This window comes from Cellulosimicrobium sp. BMG9.22 (assembly GCF_059159975.1).
In genome coordinates this window covers 13,560-36,521 of sequence record NZ_JBZGBY010000024.1, presented here as the reverse complement: position 1 = coordinate 36,521, position 22,962 = coordinate 13,560, and the positions used below count along the sequence as shown (strand labels likewise).

Annotated in this window: 22 protein-coding genes; 15 read left to right on the top strand and 7 right to left on the bottom strand. The window is 73.5% G+C overall.

Translation table 11 applies throughout. From position 1 onward, the window contains the following. Window positions 1–19: 19 nt before the first annotated feature. Window positions 20–1,150: a succinyldiaminopimelate transaminase gene (gene dapC / locus AC4H2H_RS15195; protein WP_494371654.1), complete on the top strand. Its 1,131-nt coding sequence runs from the start codon at window positions 20–22 to the stop codon at window positions 1,148–1,150. 126 nt (window positions 1,151–1,276) lie between these two features. Then, window positions 1,277–2,575 (top strand): citrate synthase, encoded by a 1,299-nt coding sequence (locus AC4H2H_RS15190; protein ID WP_494371653.1) that lies wholly within the window; start codon window positions 1,277–1,279, stop codon window positions 2,573–2,575. Window positions 2,576–3,204: 629 nt separating this feature from the next. On the opposite strand, the gene AC4H2H_RS15185 is transcribed toward AC4H2H_RS15190, so the two are convergent. Together AC4H2H_RS15185 and dapD are read right to left on the bottom strand one after the other, a co-directional pair. Beyond that, complete coding sequence (locus AC4H2H_RS15185) at window positions 3,205–4,188, bottom strand: hypothetical protein (RefSeq protein ID WP_494371652.1); 984 nt, start codon at window positions 4,186–4,188, stop codon at window positions 3,205–3,207. 16 nt (window positions 4,189–4,204) lie between these two features. After that, window positions 4,205–5,197 carry a 2,3,4,5-tetrahydropyridine-2,6-dicarboxylate N-succinyltransferase gene (dapD, locus tag AC4H2H_RS15180; RefSeq protein ID WP_494371651.1) on the bottom strand — a complete coding sequence of 331 codons (993 nt, stop codon included), beginning with the start codon at window positions 5,195–5,197 and terminating at the stop codon, window positions 4,205–4,207. Between the two features lie 36 nt (window positions 5,198–5,233). Between dapD and dapE the strand changes: the two genes are divergently transcribed. The 6 genes from dapE (at window position 5,234) to AC4H2H_RS15150 (ending at window position 11,434) form a co-directional block, all read left to right on the top strand. After that, on the top strand, window positions 5,234–6,376 hold the full coding sequence (gene dapE / locus AC4H2H_RS15175) for a succinyl-diaminopimelate desuccinylase (RefSeq protein WP_494371650.1): 1,143 nt from the start codon (window positions 5,234–5,236) through the stop codon (window positions 6,374–6,376). Window positions 6,377–6,386: 10 nt separating this feature from the next. Further along, a complete protein-coding gene (locus tag AC4H2H_RS15170; RefSeq protein ID WP_494371649.1) occupies window positions 6,387–7,247 on the top strand; it encodes an LOG family protein in 861 nt (286 codons plus the stop codon). A 26-nt stretch (window positions 7,248–7,273) separates the two neighbouring features. Next, on the top strand, window positions 7,274–8,266 hold the full coding sequence (folP, locus tag AC4H2H_RS15165; RefSeq protein WP_494371648.1) for a dihydropteroate synthase: 993 nt from the start codon (window positions 7,274–7,276) through the stop codon (window positions 8,264–8,266). 35 nt (window positions 8,267–8,301) lie between these two features. Next, window positions 8,302–9,480 carry a hypothetical protein gene (locus tag AC4H2H_RS15160; RefSeq protein WP_494371647.1) on the top strand — a complete coding sequence of 393 codons (1,179 nt, stop codon included), beginning with the start codon at window positions 8,302–8,304 and terminating at the stop codon, window positions 9,478–9,480. Window positions 9,481–9,634: 154 nt separating this feature from the next. Next, complete coding sequence (locus AC4H2H_RS15155; protein WP_064506638.1) at window positions 9,635–9,802, top strand: DUF3117 domain-containing protein; 168 nt, start codon at window positions 9,635–9,637, stop codon at window positions 9,800–9,802. Continuing rightward, on the top strand, window positions 9,803–11,434 hold the full coding sequence (locus AC4H2H_RS15150) for a leucyl aminopeptidase family protein (RefSeq protein WP_494371646.1): 1,632 nt from the start codon (window positions 9,803–9,805) through the stop codon (window positions 11,432–11,434). Between the two features lie 6 nt (window positions 11,435–11,440). Here the strand turns inward: AC4H2H_RS15150 and AC4H2H_RS15145 are convergent, their stop codons facing one another. Beyond that, window positions 11,441–12,106 carry an O-methyltransferase gene (locus AC4H2H_RS15145; protein ID WP_494371645.1) on the bottom strand — a complete coding sequence of 222 codons (666 nt, stop codon included), beginning with the start codon at window positions 12,104–12,106 and terminating at the stop codon, window positions 11,441–11,443. 184 nt (window positions 12,107–12,290) lie between these two features. Here AC4H2H_RS15145 and sigE point away from each other — a divergent pair, with 184 nt between their 5' ends. The 7 genes from sigE (at window position 12,291) to AC4H2H_RS15110 (ending at window position 18,637) form a co-directional block, all read left to right on the top strand. Continuing rightward, window positions 12,291–12,950 (top strand): RNA polymerase sigma factor SigE, encoded by a 660-nt coding sequence (sigE, locus tag AC4H2H_RS15140; protein ID WP_494371644.1) that lies wholly within the window; start codon window positions 12,291–12,293, stop codon window positions 12,948–12,950. Continuing rightward, entirely contained in the window at window positions 12,947–13,870 is a 924-nt protein-coding gene (locus tag AC4H2H_RS15135; protein ID WP_494371643.1) for a zf-HC2 domain-containing protein, read from the top strand. Before sigE ends, AC4H2H_RS15135 begins: the two co-directional genes overlap by 4 nt. Next, a complete protein-coding gene (locus AC4H2H_RS15130) occupies window positions 13,867–15,360 on the top strand; it encodes a S1C family serine protease (protein WP_494371642.1) in 1,494 nt (497 codons plus the stop codon). Before AC4H2H_RS15135 ends, AC4H2H_RS15130 begins: the two co-directional genes overlap by 4 nt. 9 nt (window positions 15,361–15,369) lie before the next feature. Beyond that, window positions 15,370–15,711: a twin-arginine translocase TatA/TatE family subunit gene (locus AC4H2H_RS15125; protein ID WP_494371641.1), complete on the top strand. Its 342-nt coding sequence runs from the start codon at window positions 15,370–15,372 to the stop codon at window positions 15,709–15,711. A gap of 70 nt (window positions 15,712–15,781) precedes the next feature. After that, entirely contained in the window at window positions 15,782–16,888 is a 1,107-nt protein-coding gene (gene trpS / locus AC4H2H_RS15120; protein WP_494371640.1) for a tryptophan--tRNA ligase, read from the top strand. Then, window positions 16,885–17,478, top strand: coding sequence for a 2'-5' RNA ligase family protein (locus AC4H2H_RS15115; RefSeq protein ID WP_494371639.1), 594 nt, complete (start codon window positions 16,885–16,887; stop codon window positions 17,476–17,478). Before trpS ends, AC4H2H_RS15115 begins: the two co-directional genes overlap by 4 nt. A gap of 10 nt (window positions 17,479–17,488) precedes the next feature. Next, on the top strand, window positions 17,489–18,637 hold the full coding sequence (locus tag AC4H2H_RS15110; RefSeq protein ID WP_494371638.1) for a YihY/virulence factor BrkB family protein: 1,149 nt from the start codon (window positions 17,489–17,491) through the stop codon (window positions 18,635–18,637). A 720-nt stretch (window positions 18,638–19,357) separates the two neighbouring features. On the opposite strand, the gene AC4H2H_RS15105 is transcribed toward AC4H2H_RS15110, so the two are convergent. The 4 genes from AC4H2H_RS15105 to sdhC are packed head-to-tail and all read right to left on the bottom strand — an operon-like array spanning window position 19,358 to window position 22,855. Further along, entirely contained in the window at window positions 19,358–20,128 is a 771-nt protein-coding gene (locus tag AC4H2H_RS15105; protein WP_494371637.1) for a succinate dehydrogenase iron-sulfur subunit, read from the bottom strand. Continuing rightward, entirely contained in the window at window positions 20,128–21,960 is a 1,833-nt protein-coding gene (sdhA, locus tag AC4H2H_RS15100) for a succinate dehydrogenase flavoprotein subunit (RefSeq protein WP_494371636.1), read from the bottom strand. The genes AC4H2H_RS15105 and sdhA overlap by 1 nt, the downstream gene beginning before the upstream one ends. A 53-nt stretch (window positions 21,961–22,013) precedes the next feature. Beyond that, on the bottom strand, window positions 22,014–22,472 hold the full coding sequence (locus AC4H2H_RS15095; protein WP_494371635.1) for a succinate dehydrogenase hydrophobic membrane anchor subunit: 459 nt from the start codon (window positions 22,470–22,472) through the stop codon (window positions 22,014–22,016). Beyond that, window positions 22,472–22,855 carry a succinate dehydrogenase, cytochrome b556 subunit gene (sdhC, locus tag AC4H2H_RS15090; protein ID WP_494371634.1) on the bottom strand — a complete coding sequence of 128 codons (384 nt, stop codon included), beginning with the start codon at window positions 22,853–22,855 and terminating at the stop codon, window positions 22,472–22,474. The genes AC4H2H_RS15095 and sdhC overlap by 1 nt, the downstream gene beginning before the upstream one ends. Between the last annotated feature and the right edge of the window lie 107 nt (window positions 22,856–22,962).

The following is a 22,962-nucleotide window of genomic DNA, read 5'->3' as shown; positions in this document are numbered from 1 at the left end:
GCCTCCTGCCTCGCCTGACGTGGGACTCGCCGATCTTTCCGGCCTCGCCTATCCCTGGGACACGCTGACGTCGTACGCGGAGCGCGCCCGCGCGCATCCGCGCGGTGTCGTCGACCTGTCGATCGGTACGCCCGTCGACCCGACGCCCGCGGTCGTGCGCGAGGCCCTCGCCGCGGCGTCGGACGCCCACGGTTACCCGACGACGCACGGCACCCTGGCTCTCCGCGAGGCGGTCGCGGGGTGGTTCGCGCGCCGCCGCGGCGTCCCGGGCCTGGACCCCGACGCGGTCCTGCCCACGATCGGCAGCAAGGAGCTCGTGGGCCTGCTGCCGTCGCTCCTGCGCCTCGGGTCGGGCGACGTCGTCGTGCACCCGAGCACGGCTTACCCCACGTACGACGTCGGGGCGCGGCTCGCGGGCGCGACCGCGCTCGCGACCGACGACGTCGACGCGTGGGCCAGCCGGACCGACGTCCGGCTCGTGTGGGTCAACTCGCCGAGCAACCCCACGGGGCGCGTGCTCGACGCCGCCCACCTCGCGCGCGTGGTCGAGGCGGCCCGCGCGATCGGCGCCGTCGTGGCGAGCGACGAGTGCTACGCGGAGCTCGCGTGGGCCGAGCCCTACGCGACGAGCGGCGTTTCCAGCCTGCTGAACCCGGCAGTCTCGGGCGGCTCGCACGAAGGGCTGCTCGTCACCTACTCGCTCTCCAAGCAGTCCAGCATGGCGGGCTACCGGGCCGCGTTCGTCGCGGGCGACCCGGCGCTCGTCGCCGACCTGCTCGCGACCCGCAAGCACCTCGGGATGATCGTCCCCGCCCCGGTCCAGGCCGCGATGGTCGCGGCGCTCACGGACGACTCGCACGTCGCCGCACAGCGCGAGGTCTACGCGCGCCGCCGCGAGGTGCTCGTCGGGGCGCTGGGCGCCGCGGGACTGGAGATCGACCACTCCGAGGCGGGCCTGTACCTGTGGTCGCGGCCGGCCGGAGGCGGCGAGCAGGACTGCTGGCAGACCGTGTCGGACCTCGCCGACCTCGGCATACTGGTCGGACCGGGAGCGTTCTACGGACGTCAGGGCGCCGGGCACGTGCGCGTCGCCCTGACCGCGACGGACGAACGTGTTCACGAGGCCGCCGCTCGACTGTCCGGAGCCTGATCGCTGACGTGACGTGCCTCACATTCGTGTGGGGTTCTCGTGACGGTTCCGGATTGGTCACGTGCGGGTGAAGCGGGGTACGGTCGACCGCGCGGCAACGGCGCGAGCAGCAGCAGGAAGGGAACCATGACCACCACACAGCAGGCGACGGTCCGCCTCCTCGTCGACGACCAGGCGCAGGACCTGCCCGTGGTCGCGGCGACCGACGGCAACGACGGCATCGTCGTGTCCTCCTTGCTCAAGTCGACCGGCCTGGTGACGGTCGACCCGGGCTTCATGAACACCGCGTCGTGCGAGTCGAGCATCACGTACATCGACGGCGACGCGGGCATCCTGCGGTACCGCGGGTACCCCATCGAGCAGCTCGCCGAGCAGGCGAGCTTCCTCGAGGTCGCGTACCTGCTCATCCACGGCGAGCTCCCCGACACCCCGACGCTCGAGGCGTTCGTCGAGCGCGTCAACCGCCACACCCTCGTGCACGAGGACTTCCGCACGTTCATGGGGACGTTCCCGCGCAACGCGCACCCGATGGCCGTGCTGTCGTCGGCGATCAACGCGCTGTCGACGTTCTACCCCGAGTCGCTCGACCCGTTCGACGACGAGACGGTCGAGCTCGCCACCGTCCTGCTCCTCGCCAAGACCCGCACCATCACGTCCTACCTGCACCGCCGCCGCGTCGGTGAGCCCCTGCTCTACCCGGACTACTCGCGCGGGTACGTCGACGACTTCCTGCGCATGACCTTCGCGACCCCGTACCAGCAGTACGAGGCCGATCCGGTCGTCGTCGACGCGCTCGACAAGCTGCTCATCCTGCACGCCGACCACGAGCAGAACTGCTCCACGTCGACCGTGCGCGTCGTCGGCTCGTCGCACGCCAACCTCTACGCGTCCGTCGCGGCGGGCGTCAACGCGCTGTCCGGCCCGCTGCACGGCGGCGCGAACGAGTCCGTCCTGACGATGCTCGACAAGATCGCGGGCGCCGAGTACGACGTCGACACCTTCATGAAGAAGGTGAAGAACAAGGAGGACGGCGTCCGCCTCATGGGCTTCGGGCACCGCGTCTACAAGAACTACGACCCGCGCGCCGCCATCGTGAAGAAGTCCGCCGACGCCGTGCTCTCGACCCTCGGCAAGAAGGACCAGCTCCTCGACATCGCCATGGGCCTCGAGGAGATCGCGCTCAACGACGACTACTTCATCGAGCGCAAGCTCTACCCGAACGTCGACTTCTACACCGGCCTCATCTACAAGGCGATGGGCTTCTCGCCCGCCATGTTCACGCCGCTCTTCGCGCTGGGCCGCATGCCCGGCTGGATCGCGCAGTGGCGCGAGATGATGAAGGACCCGCAGACCAAGATCGGCCGCCCGCGCCAGGTCTACGTCGGCGAGACCGAGCGCGACTACGTCCCGGTCTCCGACCGCTGACGCCTGCCTCCCCGGACGCCGCGCCGCTCGCCTCCCGGTGAGCTGTGCGGCGTTCGTCGTATCGGGGCGTTCGGGTCGCGTCCGGGAGGGGGTGGGGCGTTCGGGTCGCGTCCGGGAGGGGGTGGGGCGTTCGGGTCGCGTTCGGGAGGGGGTGGGGTGTGCGGCGCCGGTCTACCATCCGCCGCTCGTTCCTCGCGGCTCCCGCCAGGCCCACCACGACCGGCGCCGCACACCCCACCCCCTCCCTCGTGGGCACGTCACCCTGGTCGACACTCCGGCTTCCCTCGTCGGTCCGTCACCCCGGCCCGCGGCCCAGGGTCGCTATCTCGGCGTCGCCAGAGTGAGGCCCGGGCGTTCCGTCTCGCGCACGCCGACCACGACGAGGCGACACGGCGGCAGCGGCGACCCGGCGCGCGGCTGGGCCGCGGGTGGGTGATCGGCGCACGGGGTGAGGTGGTGCAGGAGGGATCGGGGGCTGCGCGCGCGGTCGTGGTGGGCCTGGCGGGAGCGCGCGAGGAACGAGCGCGCGGATGGTAGACCGCGCGCGCAGCCCCCGGTCCCGACACCCGAGGCGACCCACAGTGGGTGACCCGCGCCCGAGGTGACCCTCAAGGCGCCTGACGGAAGCCTCAGGACGGGTCGGGCGTCGCGACCGTGAGGCGGACGGTGCCCGGGGCGGGCGGGGGAGCCGTGCCGTCGGCGGCCGGGTCGGCCGTGGTCCAGGTGGGGTCGTCGCGGGTCCAATTCTGGTCGGCGACGTCGACGGCGACGACGTTGGTGGCGTCCGCGGTCGCCACCGCCCACTGGGCGACGGCCCATGCGGCGCGATCGGGGCCGCCGTCGCCGGCCGCCGTCGGGAGGGACGTCGGGTCGACGACGACCGTGCCGCCGTCGGGATCGGACTCGTCGACGACGACGGGCAGTTCGCCGAGGTCGCGCGCGACGCGCGTGGTGAGGAGCTCGGTCGGCTCGCCGTCGGCGGGGATCTCCACCGCGGCGACGGGCGCGAGGTCGCACGTGAGGGAGGCGGGGGAGTGGCCGGTCAGCGCGGAGGCCCAGGCGCGCGAGCGCGGCTCGTGCTGGGCGTACGCGTCGGGGAACCCGGACCGCTGGACGGCCTGCGCGGCGACGGTGACCTCCAGGGTCTCGTAGCCGTCGATCGTCTCGAGCACGTCGTAGAACGCGTTGGTCGAGTACACGGGGTCCATGATCTGCTCGACGCTGCCCCAGCCCTGGGAGGGGCGCTGCTGGAACAATCCGACCGAGTCGCGGTCGCCGTAGTCGATGTTGACCAGGCGCGACTCCTGGAGCGCGGTCGCGAGCCCGATCGTGGCGGCACGGGCGGGGTAGCCGCGCCGGACCGCCGTCGCCGTGACGAGCGCGGCGTTGTCGGACTGCGTGAGGGAGAGGTACCAGGTGCGACCGTCGGCGGTCGCCGCGCAGCGCTCGGCGACGGGGGTCTCTTCGTCGAGGCGGTTGAGCGCGACGACGACGCCGCCCACCGCGACCGCGGTCACCGTGAGGAGGGTGACCGCGGCCCGCAGCGGGCGGCGTCGGGTGCGAGCGCGCCCGGTCGTCGCGCCTCGCGGGCGCGGGGGCCGGGGCGTGCTCATGGTCGGCCTGCGTCGATCAGTTCGCGTGCAGCGCGGCGTTGAGCTCGACCCCCGCGCCCGTGCGCGAGACCGCCTCGACGCCGCCGGTGAGGGAGTTGCGGCGGAAGAGGATGCCGGAGCGACCCGCGAGCTCGCGGGCCTTGACGACGAGCGGCGCACCGGCGTCGTCGGTCTGCCCCACCACGGAGACCTTGGTGCCCGCCGTGACGTACAGGCCGGACTCGACGACGCAGTCGTCCCCGAGCGGGATGCCGAGGCCGGCGTTGGCACCGAGCAGCGAGCGCTGCCCGACGGAGATGACCTCGCGGCCCCCGCCGGAGAGCGTGCCCATGATCGAGGCGCCGCCGCCGATGTCGGACCCGTCGCCCACGACGACCCCCGCGGAGATGCGGCCCTCGACCATCGACGTGCCGAGCGTGCCGGCGTTGAAGTTGACGAAGCCCTCGTGCATGACGGTCGTGCCGGGGGCGAGGTGCGCACCGAGGCGCACGCGGTCGGCGTCGGCGATGCGCACGCCGGTGGGGACGACGTAGTCGACCATGCGGGGGAACTTGTCGACGCCGTAGACGGTGACGGGCTGCCCGGTCGCGCGCAGCCGCAGGCGTGTCTCCTCGAAGCCGTCCGTCGCGCACGCGCCGTGGTTCGTCCACACGACGTTGACCAGGACGCCGAACAGGCCGTCGAGGTTGAGCGTGTGCGGGGCGGCCAGGCGGTGCGAGAGCAGGTGCAGGCGCAGGTAGGCGTCGGCGGTGTCGGCGGGTGCGGTGTCGAGGTCGATCTCGGTGCGGACGACGACGACGTCCACGCCGCGCAGGTCGTCGCGCTCCGCGAGCGCGTCGAGGGACGCGGGGAGGGTCGTGTCCTGGGGCGCCGCGCCGAGCGCGGGCGAGGGGTACCAGACGTCGAGGGTCGTGCCGTCGTCGGTGACGGTCGCCAGGCCGAAGCCCCACGCCGTACGCGGCTCGGACGCGGCCGCCGAGGGGGTGGTCGCGTGGGTCGCAGAAGTCATGCGCACCACCCTATCGGCCGCCGGTAGGGTGCTGGGGTGACCTCTCCCACGACCTCCGCGACTCCGTCACTCGTCCCGCCCGTGCTGGACCTGGAGGGCGACCTCGTCACCCTGTTCCGGGCGGTGTGCGACATCCCGTCGGTGAGCGGGGACGAGCGCACGCTGGCCGACGCCGTCCAGGTGGCCCTCAGCGCGTTCTCGCACCTCGAGGTGGTGCGCGACGGCAACGCGGTGGTCGCGCGCACGAACCTGGGCCGCGCTCGCCGCGTGGTCGTCGCGGGGCACCTCGACACGGTGCCGCTGACCGACCCGCCGAACCTGCCGACGCGCGTGGTGGGCGACGGCCACCACGCGGAGGTCTGGGGTCGCGGCACGGTGGACATGTTGGGCGGGGTCGCGGTGGCGCTCGCGCTCGCGGCCGAGCTCGTGGAGCCGGTGCCGGACGTCACGTGGGTCTTCTACGACCTCGAGGAGGTCGACTCGGACCTCAACGGGCTCGGGCGGCTCGTCCGGAACCGGCCCGACCTGCTCGCGGCGGACTTCGCGGTGCTCGGCGAGCCGACGGCGGCCGGGCTCGAGGGCGGCTGCAACGGGACCCTGCGGGTGGAGGTTCGCGTCCCCGGCGTCGCGGCGCACTCGGCACGGGCCTGGACCGGTCTCAACGCGATCCACGCCGCGCACGAGGTGCTCGACCGCCTCGCGGCGTACGTCCCGCGGGAGGTCGAGGTCGACGGCCTCGTGTACCGGGAGGGGATGAACGCCGTCGGTATCCGTGGCGGGATCGCGGGGAACGTCGTCCCGGACGAGTGCGTGGTCACGGTGAACTTCCGCTTCGCGCCGTCGCGCTCGGTCGCCGACGCCGAGCGGCACGTGCGCGAGCTCTTCGCCGGCTTCGACGTGGTCCTCACCGACGCGGCGCCCGGCGCGCGGCCCGGCCTCGACGACCCGCTCGCCGCGGAGTTCGCGGCCGCGGTTCTCGCCGTCACGGGCGGGGCGCCCGGCCCCAAGTACGGCTGGACCGACGTCGCGCGCTTCGCGGAGCTCGGGGTCCCGGCCGTGAACTTCGGTCCCGGCGACCCGCTGCTCGCGCACAAGGACGACGAGCGCGTCCCCGCCGGGCAGCTCGCGCTGTGCCGCGACGCGCTGCGCGCATGGCTCACCGGCTCCTCCGCGGCATAGGCTCGTGACCATGAGCGACACGGTGCGGGACGAGGCGCGAGACCAACGGTCGGGCGAGGGCGGCGACGAGGGGCTGCCGCAGGCCGGCTCCGGCTACCGCAAGGGCCCGGTGCTGCTGCGCGGCGACCAGATCCCCCGGCAGACGACGGACCAGCGCCTCCTCGACTCGCGCGGCAGCGCGGACTGGGTGCACTCCGACCCGTGGCGCGTCATGCGAATCCAGAGCGAGTTCGTCGAGGGCTTCGGCGCGCTCGCCGAGATCGGGCCCGCGGTGTCGGTCTTCGGCTCGGCCCGCACGCGGCCCGACCACCCGGACTACGCGCTCGCCGAGGAGGTCGGGCGGCTGCTCGTGGAGGACGGCTTCGCCGTCATCACCGGCGGGGGTCCCGGCATCATGGAGGCGGCGAACAAGGGGGCGAACGAGGCCGGGGGCCGGTCGGTCGGCCTCGGCATCGAGCTGCCGTTCGAGCAGGGCATGAACCAGTACGTCAACCTCGGCGTGAACTTCCGGTACTTCTTCGCGCGCAAGACGATGTTCGTCAAGTACGCGCAGGGCTTCGTCGTGCTCCCCGGCGGGTTCGGCACGTTCGACGAGCTGTTCGAGGCGCTCACCCTCGTCCAGACGCACAAGATCACCGAGTTCCCGCTCGCCCTCATCGGCTCCGACTACTGGGGCGGGCTGCTCGAGTGGGCCGGGTCGGCCGCCGTCGGGCGCGGCATGATCAGTGCGCAGGACGTCGACCTCGTGCACCTGTGCGACGACCCTGCCGAGGCGGTGGCCTACGTGCGCGAGCGCGGCGCCGAGCTGCGCGCGGAAGAGCTCGAGGCGACCGAGGAGCTCGCCCGCGCGAGCGCCGGCGACGCGAGCTGACGAGCGCTGACGAGATAGCGGCGCCGATGCCCGCACACGTCCCGTCCGAACCGTCCGGTCCGCCCGTCGCGAGCCGCACGAGGAGCGGTCCGGCGGATGCTCTGCCGCCCCTCGGCGTGCCCCCGCGCGGGACGTCCCTCGTGCTGCGCGGGCGCGAGCTCGACCGGCCGGCGGTCATGGCGATCGTCAACCGCACCGACGACTCGTTCTACGCGGGCGCGCGTCAGCTCGACGACGGCGTGGCGCTCGCGGCCGTCGCGCGCGCGGTCGAGGAGGGCGCCGAGATCGTCGACGTGGGCGGCGTGCGGGCGGGCGTCGGCCCGGAGGTGACGCCCGCGGAGGAGATCCGCCGGGTCGTGCCGTTCGTCGCGAGGGTTCGCACCGAGTTCCCGGACCTGCTCGTCAGCGTCGACACGTGGCGCGCCGAGGTCGCGCACGAGGCGGCGCTCGCGGGCGCCGACCTCGTCAACGACACGTGGGCCGGGCACGACCCGCGGCTCGTCGAGGTCGCGGGCGAGCACGGCGTCGGCGTGGTGTGCTCGCACACGGGCGGGGCGACGCCCCGCACGGACCCCTTCCGGGTCGCCTACCCGGCCCGGCCGGGCGCGGCCGACCCGCGCGACGGCGTCGTGCAGGATGTCGTGGCCACGCTGCGCGCCGCCGCCGAGCGCGCGGTCGCGTGCGGGGTGCCGCGCGCGTCGGTGCTCGTCGACCCGACGCACGACTTCGGCAAGAACACGTGGCACTCCCTGCACCTCGTGCGGCGCACGGAGGTCCTCGCCGCGCTGGGCTTCCCGCTGCTCGTCGCGCTCTCCCGCAAGGACTTCGTGGGGGAGACGCTCGACCTCCCGGCCGACGAACGGCTCGAGGGGACGCTCGCGGCGACGGCCCTCTCCGCCTGGCTGGGCGCGCGCGTGTTCCGCGCGCACGACGTCGCCGCGACCCGGCGCGTGCTCGACCTGGTGGCCGCGGTCCGCGACGAGACCCCGCCCGCGGCGGCGCTGCGAGGGCTCGCGTGACCTCAGGCCGGCCCTCGTCCCAGCCGGTGGTGCGGGTGCGAGTGCTGCGCCCGCCGACGTGGCCGTGGTGGGTGCAGGTCCTCGCCGTGTACGGCCTCGCGCGCGCCGTGAGCGCGGCGATCCTCGTGGTGGTCTCGCGGTCGCAGGAGGCCAACCTCTGGACGGACGCCGCGCCGTCGTACGTCGCCTGGACGGCCCGCATGTGGGACGCGAGCTGGTACGAGCAGATCTTCGCGTCCGGCTATCCGGGCACCCTCCCCGTCGACGCCGACGGCGTGGTCCAGCAGAACGTCTGGGCGTTCTTCCCGCTCTACCCGGCGTTGGTGCGCGCGCTCGACGCGCAGACGGGTCTCGGCTGGGACGTGCTGGCGCCGGGCGTCGCCCTCGCGTGCGGCGCCGGGGCGGTCCTGGTGATCCACCACCTCGTCGCGACGGCGGGTGCCGCGGCGGTCGAGCGCCGGCCGGGGCTGCCGCTCGCGACGGTCCTGCTCGTGAGCGTGTTCCCCTCGAGCCCGGTGCTGCAGGTCGCGTACACGGAGTCGCTCGCGCTGCTACTCGTCGCGACGTCGTTGCTGCTCCTCGCGCGCCGTCGCTACGCCTGGGCGGCGCTCGCGATCGTCCTGCTCGGGTTCTCCCGCGCCGTCGCGCTCCCGATGGCCGCGGTCGTGGTGTGGCACGCCGTCGCCCGGTGGCGCCGCGGCGACCTGCGCGTCCCCGACGTCGTACGTCTCGGAGGGCTCCTCGCCGTCGCCCTGGTCAGCGGGCTGCTCTGGCCGTGGGTGTGCAGCCTGGTCACGGGCGTCGACCAGGCGTACTTCCGCACGCAGGAGGCGTGGCGCGGGGGAGCGGAGGTGGTCCCGTTCGTTCCCTGGGTGGACGTCTCGCGCTGGCTCTTCGACGGCGCGGGCCCGTGGGTCCTGGCCCTCGTCCTGGTCGCGACGGCGGCGCTCGTGCTCAACCCCGTCGCCGCCCGCCTCGGCCCGGAGATGCACGCGTGGTCCGGCGCATACCTCGCCTACCTCGTCGCGACGATCCAGCCCGGGACGTCGATCGTCCGGTTCCTCGTCCTGGCCTTCCCGCTCGCGGCGGTCACGGCCGGCTGGACCCGTTCGCGCGTGTGGCTCGGCGCGGTCACCGTCGTGTTCCTCGCGGGCCAGGCATGGTGGGTCTGGTCGCTGTGGCGGCTCGTGCCCCCCTCGGGCTGGCCACCGTGACGGTCGGTCGTGGCTCGGGTGGATCAGGGGCGGCGCCGGGCGCCCGGGACGTCGGTCCGGGTGAACTAGACTGTCCGGCGGGCGTCGTCCGAGGTCGGACGCCCCTCCTCGCGTGCGCGGGGTGGACTCGGGACAACGGAATGGAGAGCCATCGATGGCTGCGATGAAGCCGCGGACGGGTGACGGCCCGCTGGAGGTCACCAAGGAAGGGCGAGGCATCGTCATGCGAGTCCCGCTCGAGGGCGGTGGACGGCTCGTGGTGGAGCTCAACGCGACCGAGGCCAGCGAGCTGGGTGAGGCGCTCCAGGCCGTGGTGGGCTGATTGTCCTCACGTGAGCGCGACGGAGCCGGCCGTCTCGAGCTGCCGACCCCGCTCCCGGAGGTCGTGGGTGCCCACGGCCGCCTGAGCGACACGCCGCTGCTCGTCGACGGTGAGGTCGCGGCCGTCGTGGTGGCGGTCGCCCCGGCGAACGAGGCGGGGGACGGCCTGCAGCCGCGGTCGGGCACGGTCGACGCCGCCGTGCGGTACGGCATCGATCTCGCCGAGCTCGCCGAACGCTCGGGCGGACCCCGCTTCCGCGGTGCCGCGGGAGACGTCCTGCGCCTCGACCTGCCGCGTGCGCACGTCGGGTCCACGCTCCGGCTCCGGTGGGCGGGTCTGCCGTCACGGCTCGTGCTGCTCGGCGTCGGTGGCGGTTCTCCTGCCGAGCTGCGGCGGGCGGGTGCCGCGCTGGCCCGTGAGGCGCGCGGGCTCGAGCGCGTCGTGAGCGCCGTGACGGGCGACGCCGGCGCGGACGAGGTGCGCTCGTTCGTCGAGGGCTATCTCCTGGCCGCGTACCGGCCACCCCGCCGAGGCGCCCCCGACCCGACGGGTGCCGCGGCCGGCGCACCCGCCGAGCAGCTCGTGCTGCTCACCGACGCGTCGCGCCCGGACCCGGCTGCGCCGATCGACGCCGCGACGCGAGCGGCCCGCGCGACCTGGCTCGTCCGGGACCTCGCCAACACCCCGTCGGACGTCAAGGACCCGGCGTGGTTCGCCGACCGCGCACTCGAGCTGAGCGACGCCCTGGGCCTCGACAGCCGCGTGCGCGGCCCGCTCGAGCTCGAGTCCGAGGGCTTCGGCGCGATCCTCGCGGTCGGGGCCGGCTCGGCGCGCCCGCCGCGACTGGTCACCGTCACGTACGACCCGCGGGACCACGGCGTGCTCCCGACGGGAGCCGACGATCCCCGGCACGTCGTGATCGTCGGGAAGGGCGTCACGTTCGACACGGGCGGCCTGTCGATCAAGCCGCGCGAGGCGATGGTCCCCATGAAGACCGACATGGCGGGCGCCGCCGTCGCGCTCGCGGTCGTGCTCGGTGCCGCCCAGGCGCGCTCGGACCGGCGCGTCACGGCCGTCCTGCCGCTCGCGGAGAACCACGTGGGCTCGTCCTCCTACCGCCCCGGCGACGTCCTGCGCACGTTCTCGGGCCGCACGGTCGAGGTGGCGAACACCGACGCCGAGGGACGGCTCCTGCTCGCCGACGCGCTCGCGTACGCGGTGCGCGACCTCGCTCCGGACGTGCTCGTCGACGTCGCGACCCTCACCGGCGCTGCCTCGCTCGGCCTGGGGCGCGGGCACGCGGCGCTGTTCGTGACGGACGAGGGGGTCGCGTCGGCGATCGAGGACGCCGCCGACGCGACGGGCGAGCGTGTGTGGCGCATGCCGCTCGTCGAGGACTACGCGGGTGCGCTGCGGTCCGACGTCGCGGACCTCCGGCACGTCCCCCTCGAGAACCCCGGCGGGGGGTCGATCACGGCCGCGCTCTTCCTGCGCGAGTTCGTCGGCGACGTGCCCTGGGCACACCTCGACGTCGCGGGTCCCGCGCGCGCGACGGCCGACCGTCACGAGACGACGGCGGGCGCCACGGGCTACGGCGCCCGGCTGCTGCTCGAGGCGCTCGACCGGCTCTGACGGACGTCAGCGCCGCACGGCGAGCAGCAGCCCGTCGCCGCTCGGCAGGAGTGCGGGCAGGACGCGGTCGTCGGACCGCAGGGAGCGGCCGACCTCGCGGACGATCGTCGTCACCTCGTCCCGGCGGGCCGGGTCGGCGACGCGGTCGTGCGACAGCGCACCGTCGACGGCGAGCACGCCGCCCGGACGCAGCAGGCGCAGCCCCTGCTCGACGTACTCCGGGTAGCTGTGCTTGTCGGCGCCGACGAGCACCAGGTCGTACGCGCCGTCCGTGAGGCGGGGCAGGACCTCGCTCGCACGCCCCGGGATCGTCCGCGTCCGGGCGGACGGCACGCCCTCCTCGGCGAACGCCTCCTTGGCCGCGCGCTGGTGCTCGACCTCGGCGTCGATCGTGGTCAGCACGCCGTCGGCGGGCATCCCGCGCAGGAGCCACAGCGAGGCGACACCCGTCCCGGTGCCGATCTCGACGACCGAGCGCGCCGCGAGCGAGGCGGCGAGCACCTGCAGGACGGCGCCCACGCCGGGCAGGACCGTCGAGCAGCCGAGCTCGGCGGCGCGGTCGCGCGCACGCAGGAGGACCTCGTCCTCCAGGACGAACTCCTCGCTGTACACCCAGCTCGCGGCCTTCGCGCTGCGATGGGTGCCGACGTCGCTGGTGATCGGTACCTCCACGGGACGGGTCGTGCGGATCCTTCGGCTGCCTCGGATCGTACTCGCCCCCGCCCACCCCGGCCCGACGCCGCGCCGTCCGACGGACGCGCGCGTGTGTGTGCGCGCCGTGGACGTCACGCGGACGTCCGGGGCGGGCGGGGAACAGCCGCAGGGCGCCGGGCGTTCTTCTGGGACGATGGACGACGTGAGCGACAGGCGACCGGTGACGACCACGGGCGGGACGGACGACGCGGGGGTGTGGGTCCCACCGACGTGGGACGAGATCGTGCGCGAGCACTCGGCGCGGGTCTACCGCCTCGCGTACCGCCTGACGGGGAACCGGCACGACGCCGAGGACCTCACCCAGGAGACGTTCGTCCGGGTGTTCCGCTCGCTGTCGAGCTACACGCCCGGCACGTTCGAGGGTTGGCTGCACCGCATCACGACGAACCTCTTCCTCGACCAGGTGCGACGCAAGCAGCGCATCCGCATGGAGGCGATGGGCGACGACGACGGGCTCTACCCGGCGCGGCCCGACGCCCAGCCCGAGCGCGGCTACGAGCACGCCAACCTCGACCACGACGTGCAGCGGGCGCTCGACGCGCTCTCCCCGGAGTACCGCGCCGCGGTCGTCCTGTGCGACATCGAGGGGCTGTCGTACGAGGAGATCGCGGTGACGCTCGGCATCAAGCTCGGCACCGTCCGGTCCCGGATCCACCGGGCGCGCTCGCAGCTGCGCGCGGCGCTCCCGCACCGCGACCCGGCGGACCGGCCGGCGTCCGACGACGTCCCCGGCTCGCCCGCGCGTCCCTCGGCGTCCCAGTCCTCGGCGGTCGCCGCCGGGTCGGCCCGGGGGGCCGCGTGACGCACCTCGGCTCCCGCCTCTCCGCACTCGTCGACGGGCAGCTCTCGCCCGCCGAGAGCGAGCGTGCCCTCGAGCACGTGACCGGGTGCCCGCGGTGCGCGGACGAGCTCGCCGCGGCGCGTGCCGCGCGGCGGGCGCTCAGCACGGCCGGGCCGGTCGAGCCCGCCCCCGATCTCGCCGCGCGACTCCTCGCGCTCTCGGCGCAGATCCCGCCCGCCGTCGACGACCCCCTGCGGCGCCCGCCCGCCGCGAACGGGCCCTGGACCGAGCCGGTGGCGCTCCCGCGCGGCGCGTGGAGCGGAGAGCTGCGTGGCGGGGCGCTCCGCCGCCGCGTCGTCGGCCTCGTCGTCGGGGGCGTGGGCGTCGCCGCGGTCGGGCTCTTCGTGCTCGGCGAGAGCCCGACCGTCACGCCGAACCCCCACCGGGCGGACCCGCTCACCGCGCTCGCGCACGCCGCGCCGCTCGCCACGGGCGCGTCGACGGCCGGGGCGACGGACGACGACGCGGCTGTCCTCGGTGCCCTCGCGAGCCGGGGGTGGACGTGCCCGACGGCGCTGCCGCCCGGCTTCAGCCTCGTCGACGTCCGTGACGACCCGACCCGCGAGATGCTCGAGATCGACCTCGCCGCGCCGGGGGGCGAGGTCGTCGTCCGCGAGCAGGCGGGCCGCCTGGACACGGCGGCGCTCGCGGACGCGACGAGGTGGGACGTCGACGGGCGGACGGTCCACGTGCTGTCCGACGAGCCGTGGCACGTCGTGTGGCAGTCCGGGGACACCGTCATCGACGTCGTCGCCGACACGGAGCGGGCCACGCTCGACGCTCTCGTGGCGGCGTTCCCCGCGCGTGACTACGATGCCGGGGTCCCGGCACGCATCTCCCGGGGCTGGACGACCATGACAGGAGCGCTCGGCACCTCATGACGGACCCCCAGACCGGCCCCCAGGACGGACCTCGCAGCGGCCCGCAGGGCGCCGACGGCTCTCCGGGGCGCCCGGACGGGTCCCCCAACCCGTTCGCGCCGCCGTCGGTCTACCGGAGCGCGCCGCCGGTCCCTCCGTCGGCGCCGGTGCCGCCGGTCCCGTACCCCGGACCCGGTGCGCCGCCGAACGTGGCGGCGCACGCGTCGGCCGCCGGGACGACGCCGGTCCCGCCGCCGCCCGGTGCGACGTCCGGCCGCGGCAACGACGGTCCTGCACGGCCCGCCGACCCGTGGGAGACCTTGCGCTCCTTCGGCGAGCCCGAGCCGCCCGCCCCGACCAGACCCGGCGGATCGGTCGACCCGACGCTCGTCGCGGGTCCCGTACCGCCGCGACCACGCCGCGGCGTGCGGCCCACGGCGGTCGCGGGGGTCGTCGTCCTGGGCCTCGTCGCGGGGGCCGTCGGCGGCGTCGCCGCCGACCGGTTGCTGGACCAGGGCTCGGACCGGACGGTCGCGTCGACGCTCCCGCCGGCGAGCGTGGAGCCCGGCGCCGACCGCCCGGCGGGATCGGTCGCGGACATCGCGGCGACGGTCCTGCCGAGCGTCGTCTCGCTGCAGGTGCAGGCCGCGGAGGGCGTCGCCACGGGGTCGGGGTTCGTCCTGCGAGAGGACGGGTACATCCTGACGAACAACCACGTCGTGGCAGGCGCAGCCGAGGGCGGGGACGTCGTCGTGCTGTTCGCCGACGGCCACGAGAGCCCGGCGGAGCTCGTCGGCCGCACGGTCGACTACGACCTCGCCGTGGTCAAGGTCGAGGACACCGGCCTCGTACCGCTCGCGCTCGGCAACTCCGACGAGGTGCTCGTCGGCGACCCGGTCGTGGCCGTCGGGGCGCCGCTCGGCCTCAACGGGACCGTCACGACGGGGATCATCAGCGCCCTGAACCGGCCCGTGCAGGCGGGCGCGGCCGCCGAGACGGCGTTCATCAACGCGATCCAGACCGACGCGGCCATCAACCCGGGGAACTCGGGCGGGCCGCTCGTCAACGGCCGCGGCGAGGTCGTCGGCATCAACTCGGCGATCGCCCAGCCGCCGGGGAGCCCCGCGGCGACGGGCAGCATCGGCCTGGGCTTCGCGGTCCCGTCCAACCAGGCACGGCGGACGGCCGAGCAGCTCATCGCGGACGGCGTCGCGACCTATCCCGTGATCGGGGTGCTGCTCGACCAGCGCTACCAGGGCGAGGGCGTGCAGGTGTCCACCGACACCCAGGGCGGTACGCCTGCCGTGACACCGGACGGTCCCGCGGAGGCGGCGGGCATCCGACCCGGTGACGTCATCCTCTCGATCGACGACAGGCCGGTCACCGAGTCCGACGAGCTCATCGTCGCGATCCGTGCCAAGGCGCCCGGGGACGCGGTGACGCTGCGCGTCCGCACGGGCGACCAGGAGCGTGACGTCCGCGTCGTCCTCGACGAGGCCACGAGCGAGTAGTCTGTCGACGTGTTCGGGATCAACGGGGCCGAGTTCATCGTGCTCCTCGTCGTGGCGGTGGTCATCATCGGGCCCGAACGCCTGCCCGGATACGCCGAGCAGCTCGGCTCGTTCGTCCGGTCCGCGCGGGGGTACCTGCGCGACGCGAAGGCCCGCGTCGACACCGAGCTCGGCGAGGAGCTCGGGGACGTGGACTGGGCCAAGCTCGACCCCCGCCAGTACGACCCCCGCCGCATCGTGCGCGAGGCCCTCCTCGACGACGAGCCGGTCCGCGAGCGCGTCGCCACGCAGCCGCCCCCCGCGCCGGCGGTCCCGAGCGGCCCGGCGCCGTTCGACGACGAGGCGACCTGACGCGCTCGGCGACCCCCGCCCGACGCCTGGCGATTCGTTCCGGCGGCGGGCGACCTGTCAGAATGGGGCAATGTCCATCGAGGCGACACAGATCGGGTCGGCAGGCGTCGGGTCGGCACCGGTTCCGGTGACCACGCAGCAGATCGGGACCACAGGAGCGACGAGGCCCCGCATCCTCTCGGGGATGCAGCCCACCGAGGACTCCCTCCAGCTCGGCAACTACATCGGCGCCCTGCGCCAGTGGGTCGCTCTCCAGGACTCCTACGACGCGCTGTACTGCGTGGTCGACCTCCACGCGCTCACGGTGAACCCCGACCCGGAGAAGCTGCGCGAGCGTACGCGCCGCACGGCCGCGCAGTATCTCGCGGGCGGCGTCGACCCGGAGCGCTCGGCGCTCTTCGTCCAGTCGCACGTCCCCCAGCACGCGGAGCTGTCCTGGGTGCTGTCGTGCCAGACGGGCTTCGGCGAGGCGGGTCGCATGACCCAGTTCAAGGACAAGTCGGCCAAGCAGGGCGCCGAGGGCACGACCGTGGGCCTCTTCACCTACCCGGTCCTCATGGCCGCCGACATCCTGCTCTACGACGCGGCGCTCGTCCCCGTCGGCGAGGACCAGCGCCAGCACCTCGAGCTCACGCGCGACCTCGCCGAGCGTCTCAACGCGCGGTTCGGCGAGGGCACGGCCGTCGTGCCGGACGCGCACATCGTGCGCTCCGTGGCGAAGATCTACGACCTGCAGGAGCCGACGGCGAAGATGAGCAAGTCGTCGTCGAACGGCAAGGGCGTGATCTGGCTGCTCGAGGACCCGAAGGTCGCGGCGAAGCGCATCCGCTCGGCCGCGACGGACTCGGGCACCGAGATCCGTTACGACCCGGTCGCGAAGCCCGGCGTCTCCAACCTCCTGACGATCTACTCGGCGCTCACGGGCCGGGACGTCGAGGCCATCGCCGCCGAGTACGACGGCCGCGGCTACGGTCACCTCAAGGTCGACCTCGCGGACGTCGTGGTCGAGTTCCTCACCCCGTTCCAGGAGCGCGCGAACGCCTACCTCGCGGACCCGGCCGAGCTGGACGCCGTGCTCGCGCGCGGCGCCCAGAAGGCACGCGAGATCGCCGCCGGCACGCTCGCCCGGATCTACGACCGTGTCGGACTCGTGCCCGCGGGCGGGCCGACCACGTGAACCTCCCGGAGCGTGGGCCGGACCAGGTGCGGATCGGCATCGCGATCGAGGTTCCCGAGCCCTACGCGACACAGCTCCAGGACGCCCGCGCCCGGTTCGGGGACCCGCTCGCGCGGTCGATCCCTCCGCACGTGACGCTCCTGGGGCCCACCGTCCTCGACCCCGCCGGGCTCGTCGCCGCGCGCGACCACCTCGAGGCCGTCGCGGCGCAGGCCGCGCCGTTCCTGGTGCACCTGCGGGGCAGCGCGACCTTCCGGCCCGTCTCTCCCGTCGTCTTCATCCAGGTGGTCGAGGGGATCGCGGAGTGCGAGCACCTCGAGAGCGCGATCCGCTCCGGGCCGCTCGCGCAGGACCTGCGGTTCAACTACCACCCGCACGTGACCGTGGCCCACGAGGTCCCCGACGACGCGCTCGACGCCGCGTTCGACGAGATGGCCGCGTACGAGGCGCGCTTCGACGTGACGGGCCTCTCCCTCTACGAGCACGGCGACGACGGCGTCTGGCGCCCCGAGCGGCTCTTCCCGCTCACCGGGGCCACGGAGCCGCCGCACACCGGGCCCGGGGATGCCGGGCCGGCGGACCCCTCGTAGGGTTCGGGTCGTGACGCCGCACGACGCCGCCCCGAGCACCGTCTCTCGTGCGGCGCAGCGCGCGCACGACGTCGTCGAGTGGTGGAAGGACAGCCGCCCGGGGCGCGCGACGTACCGGTACCTCTACGCGCGCGGCGCCCTGCTCTGCGGCGGCATCGCGTACTCGGCGCTCTTCTCGCTCTTCGCCGCGCTGACGATCGGGTACACGATCTTCATGCAGGTGCTCGGCGGTCGCCAGGAGCTCATGGACGCCGTCTTCGCGGAGCTCAACGAGCTCGTCCCGGGTCTCATCGCGGTCGACGGCTCACCGGGCGTGATCCAGCCCGAGGAAGACCTGCTGCCCGAGGCGGGCGTCAGCCTCACGAGCATCGTGGCCGGGGTCGTGCTGCTCTTCTCCGTCGTGTCCTTCATGTACCACCTCCGGGGTGCCGTGAGGACGATGTTCGGCGCGAGCGACGTAGGGCAGAGCGCCCTGCTCGCCCGCGCGCGAGCCCTCCTCGGGTTCTTCCTCCTGGCACTGACCATGCTCGTCTCGGCGGTCGCGAGCATCACCGTCACGAGCCTCGGGAACCGGGTCATGTCCGCGCTCGGGCTCGCCGGCGGGCAGGCCGTCCTCGTGACCGGAGCGGGCTTGTTCGTGAGCGTCCTGCTCGACGCGCTGCTGGTGGTGGTCGTCGTGACCCTTCTCGCCGGGGTGCCCGTCCGACGGCGCGACCTCCTCGTGGGCTCGCTCACGGCCTCCGTGGGGTTCGCCGTCCTGCGCTACCTCGGGTCGTCGTTCGTCGCCGGAACCGCGAGCCGCAACGCGCTGCTCGGCTCGTTCGCCGTCCTCGTCACGCTCCTGCTCCTGGTCAACTTCACGGCCCGGATCCTGCTCGCGGTCTGCGCCTGGATGGCCGACCCACCGCGCCCACCGGACCCCGAGCCCGGCGGACCGCGCCACGCGCGCGACGGGCGCCCCGAGCTCCCCGTCCTCGACGGCGTCCACCCGGTCGAGGGACGCCACGCCCGCGCGGCGAGGCACACCGCGGAAGTCTCCACGGTCCAGCCCGTCGGCGCCATGCCGTCGTCCGAGGAGCGTGTCCGCGCCGGCCAGGGCGCCGGCAAGCCGTGGAGCCCGGTCGTCCGCGGCTACCGCCGCGCCCACCTTCCTCGCTGAACCGGGCGTCCGCAGCTGCGCCCGAGTCCGGGGTCCGCGGTGGGAGCGGACTGTGTGCTCGGACTGGCGCGCCGTCACCTCCGTCGTTCGTCTCGCATTCTCGAGCGCGCCTTGACGTCCTTCGCACACGGCCCGCCCCCACGGCTCGTCCTGCCCCTCACCGCAGGACCCGCGTGGCGGGGTTCGGCGTTCGGGTCCGGTCGGCACGTCGAGTGGCGGTCGGCCCGACCTGTCAGCGCTCCACGGGCCGGGAGACCGGTGGAGCGCTGACAACTTTGTGTGGCACGCGGTTGTCAGCGTCGTACGGGTGCTGGGGCACGTGGTGTGCTGACAGCGCGGGGGCTGGCGGCGGGACCACCGGTCGGCGCACCGCGTACCGGCACCGGGAGGACGGTTCCGAGCCTGCGCGACGGTCGACCCGGCGAGGGACTGGCCAGCGCCGGGTCGGGCTGGCTGGGTGGGCCGACGTGCGGGGTGGGACGGAGCCGGGTCGGGGTGGGTGGTGTGCGAAGGGCGTCAGAGCCGTGCTCCCAGGAGCGAGGACGAACGACCGGGGCGACGGCGCGGCAGCCCGTGCGCGCCACCCGCCCCGACCACCCAGCCCGACCACAAGTCCGTCGCCCGGCCCGACCGTTCGGCAACTGGCCGTCAGCCGGGCGACATGACGAAGGGCGCCGGCTCGGTTCGAGTCGGCGCCCCTCGTGAGGAACAGGTAGCGGCTCAGAAGGCGCGCGTGATCATCGCGCGCTTGACCTCCTGGATCGCCTTGGTGACCTCGATGCCGCGGGGGCAGGCCTCGGTGCAGTTGAAGGTCGTGCGGCAGCGCCACACGCCCTCCTTGTCGTTGAGGATCTCGAGGCGCTGCGTGGCGCCCTCGTCGCGGCTGTCGAAGATGAAGCGGTGCGCGTTGACGATCGCGGCGGGACCGAAGTACTGGCCGTCGGTCCAGAACACGGGGCAGGACGACGTGCAGGCGGCGCACAGGATGCACTTGGTGGTGTCGTCGAAGCGCTCGCGCTGCTCGGCGGACTGCATGCGCTCCTTGCTCGGCTCGTTCCCGGACGTGATGAGGAACGGCATGATCTCGCGGTAGGACGCGAAGAACGGCTCCATGTCCACGACGAGGTCCTTGACCACGGGCAGGCCCTTGATGGGCTCGACCGTGATGGGCTTGTCGGGGTTGACGTCCTTGAGCAGCGTCTTGCACGCGAGGCGGTTGCGGCCGTTGATACGCATCGCGTCGGAGCCGCAGACGCCGTGCGCGCACGAGCGGCGGAACGTCAGCGAGCCGTCGTGCTCCCACTTGATCTTGTGCAGGGCGTCGAGCACGCGGTCGGTGCCGTGCGCGAGGACGGTGAACTCGTCCCAGTACGCGTCCTCGCCGTGCTCCGTCTCGGGGGAGTAGCGCCGGATGCGGAGCGTGACCTCGAACGAGGGGATCTCGCCGGCCTTGGCCTCGGGGGCGACCGGGCTCTCGAGTGTGGCAGTCATCAGTACTTCCGCTCCATGGGCTCGTACCGGGTCTGGGTGACGGGCTTCGATCCGAGGGCCACCTTGTAGCCGTCGAAGGACTCGACGTGGTCGAAGTACCCGGCGACGTGGCCGTCGGCGACGTCGCTCGCAGAGGTGGGACGTCGGTAGGCCATCGTGTGCAGCATGTAGTGGGCGTCGTCGCGGTCGGGGTAGTCCTCGCGGTAGTGACCCCCGCGCGACTCCTTGCGGTTGATCGCGGCGACGACGGTGACCTCGGCGATGTCGAGGAGGAACCCGAGCTCGATGGCCTCGAGCAGGTCGGTGTTGAACATCCGGCCCCTGTCCTGGACGGAGACGTTCTTGTACCGCTTCTGCAGGTCGCGGATGTCGGCCAGCGCCTGGTCGAGCGACTCGCCGGTGCGGAACACCTGCGCGTTGGCATCCATCGTCTCCTGGAGCGCCTTGCGCACCTCGGCGACGCGCTCGCCGTCGGGACGGTTGCGCATCTCCTCGAGCTGGGCGATCACGGCGGCCGCGGGGTTCTCGGGCAGCTCCGAGTACTGCGCGGTGGCCGCGTAGGCGGCGGCCGTGCGCCCGGCGCGCTTGCCGAAGACGTTGATGTCGAGGAGCGAGTTGGTGCCCAGGCGGTTCGAGCCGTGGACGCTCACGCACGCGACCTCGCCGGCGGCGTACAGGCCCTTGACGACGTGGCTGCTGTCGCGCAGCACCTCGGCGTCGACGTTGGTCGGGATGCCACCCATCGCGTAGTGCGCGGTCGGGTAGACGGGCACGGGCTCGGTGTACGGCTCGATGCCGAGGTAGGTCCGCGCGAACTCGGTGATGTCCGGGAGCTTCGCGTCGATGTGCGCGGGCTCGAGGTGGGTGAGGTCGAGCAGGACGTAGTCCTTGTTCGGGCCGGCGCCGCGGCCCTCGCGGACCTCGTTGGCCATCGAGCGGGCGACGATGTCGCGCGGCGCGAGGTCCTTGATCGTGGGCGCGTAGCGCTCCATGAAGCGCTCGCCGTCGGAGTTGCGCAGGATGCCGCCCTCGCCGCGGGCGGCCTCCGAGAGGAGGATCCCGAGGCCTGCGAGACCTGTCGGGTGGAACTGGAAGAACTCCATGTCCTCGAGCGGTAGACCACGCCGGTAGGCGAGCGCCATGCCGTCACCCGTGAGCGTGTGCGCGTTGGATGTCGTCTTGAAGATCTTGCCCGCGCCTCCGGTCGCGAAGATGATCGCCTTCGCCTGGAACACGTGGATCTCGCCGGTCGCCAGGTCGTAGGCGACGACGCCGGTCGCGGTGACCGTCTCGTCGTCGGCGATCTCCCCGGCGGCGAGGTCGTGGTCCGTGATGAGGTCGAGGACGTAGAACTCGTTGAAGAACTCGACGTCCTGCTTGACGCACTGCTGGTAGAGCGTCTGGAGGATCATGTGCCCGGTGCGGTCAGCGGCGTAGCACGAGCGGCGCACCGCGGCCTCGCCGTGGTTGCGGGTGTGCCCGCCGAACCGGCGCTGGTCGATGCGACCCTCGGGCGTGCGGTTGAACGGCAGGCCCATGCGCTCGAGGTCGAGGACCGCGTCGATGGCCTCCTTGGCCATGATCTCGGCCGCGTCCTGGTCGACCAGGTAGTCACCGCCCTTGACCGTGTCGAACGTGTGCCACTCCCAGTTGTCCTCCTCCACGTTCGCGAGCGCGGCGCACATGCCGCCCTGCGCGGCGCCCGTGTGGGAGCGCGTGGGGTACAGCTTCGAGATGACGGCCGTGCGGACCTTGCCGGACGACTCCAGCGCCGCGCGCATCCCGGCGCCGCCTGCGCCGACGATGACGACGTCGTACTGATGGGTTTGCATCGGGGTCGATGCCTCCTGGGAGAGAGCGGGTGGAGCGAGGGGGTGGGGCGAGGTCAGGCCGTGCAGAACGACGCGAGGAGCTCGGCGGGTGCGTTCGCGGGGCACGGGTCGAACGTGAAGATCACGAGCGTGCCGAGGACCGTGACGATCGTGAACGCGAGGTAGAGGGCGAGCTTGAGGACGAGGCGAGTGCCGTCACGCTCGGCGTAGTCGTTGATGATCGTGCGCACGCCGTTCGTGCCGTGGAACATGGCCAGCCACAGCATGAGCAGGTCCCAGATCTGCCAGAACGGCGAGGCCCACTTGCCGGCGACGAAGCCGAAGTCGATCGCGTGCACGCCCTCGCCGACCATGAGGTTGACGAAGAGGTGCCCGAAGATGAGGACGATGAGCACGACGCCGGACGCGCGCATGAAGATCCAGCTGTACAGCTCGTAGTTGCTGCGCGTGGCCTTCTGGCGCTTGTACGGGTCGCGCGGCGCGGCGACCTCCACCGTGGGTGCGGCGGCCATCAGTGCCCCCCTCCGAAGACGTTCATGAGGTGACGCGGCAGGAAGCCGGCCATCGTCACGACGAAGAGCCCGACGACGACCCACAGCATCGTCCGCTGGTACTTCGGGCCCTTGGCCCAGAAGTCGACGAGGATGATGCGGATGCCGTTGAACGCGTGGAACACGATCGCGGCGACCAGGCCGACCTCGCCGATCCCCATGATCGGCGTCTGGTACGTGCCGATGACGGCGTTGTACGCCTCGGGCGAGACCCGTACCAGTGCCGTGTCGAGCACGTGGACGAGCAGGAAGAAGAAGATGAGGACGCCGGTCACGCGGTGCGCGACCCACGACCACATGCCTTCGCGGCCGCGGTAGAGCGTGCCGGCTGGTGCACTGGGCACTTTGGGGGCCTCCTGTGGCGAGATCAGGGGGAGATGTCGGGTCTCGGTCACGACCCGGACCTTCCTCCGTCCGAGGCGAGCGGCCGTCGTCGGCATCGGTCTCAGGG

Bases quoted from the DNA above. Each gene is read 5' to 3' on its own strand.
- AC4H2H_RS15190 (WP_494371653.1), top strand. From the start codon at position 1,277: ATGACCACCACACAGCAGGCGACGGTCCGCCTCCTCGTCGACGACCAG.
- AC4H2H_RS15155 (WP_064506638.1), top strand. From the start codon at position 9,635: ATGGCTGCGATGAAGCCGCGGACGGGTGACGGCCCGCTGGAGGTCACC.
- AC4H2H_RS15170 (WP_494371649.1), top strand. From the start codon at position 6,387: ATGAGCGACACGGTGCGGGACGAGGCGCGAGACCAACGGTCGGGCGAG.
- folP (WP_494371648.1), top strand. From the start codon at position 7,274: ATGCCCGCACACGTCCCGTCCGAACCGTCCGGTCCGCCCGTCGCGAGC.
- AC4H2H_RS15105 (WP_494371637.1), bottom strand. From the start codon at position 20,128: ATGACTGCCACACTCGAGAGCCCGGTCGCCCCCGAGGCCAAGGCCGGC.
- AC4H2H_RS15095 (WP_494371635.1), bottom strand. From the start codon at position 22,472: ATGGCCGCCGCACCCACGGTGGAGGTCGCCGCGCCGCGCGACCCGTAC.
- sdhA (WP_494371636.1), bottom strand. From the start codon at position 21,960: ATGCAAACCCATCAGTACGACGTCGTCATCGTCGGCGCAGGCGGCGCC.
- AC4H2H_RS15185 (WP_494371652.1), bottom strand. From the start codon at position 4,188: ATGAGCACGCCCCGGCCCCCGCGCCCGCGAGGCGCGACGACCGGGCGC.
- dapD (WP_494371651.1), bottom strand. From the start codon at position 5,197: ATGACTTCTGCGACCCACGCGACCACCCCCTCGGCGGCCGCGTCCGAG.
- trpS (WP_494371640.1), top strand. From the start codon at position 15,782: ATGTCCATCGAGGCGACACAGATCGGGTCGGCAGGCGTCGGGTCGGCA.
- AC4H2H_RS15130 (WP_494371642.1), top strand. From the start codon at position 13,867: ATGACGGACCCCCAGACCGGCCCCCAGGACGGACCTCGCAGCGGCCCG.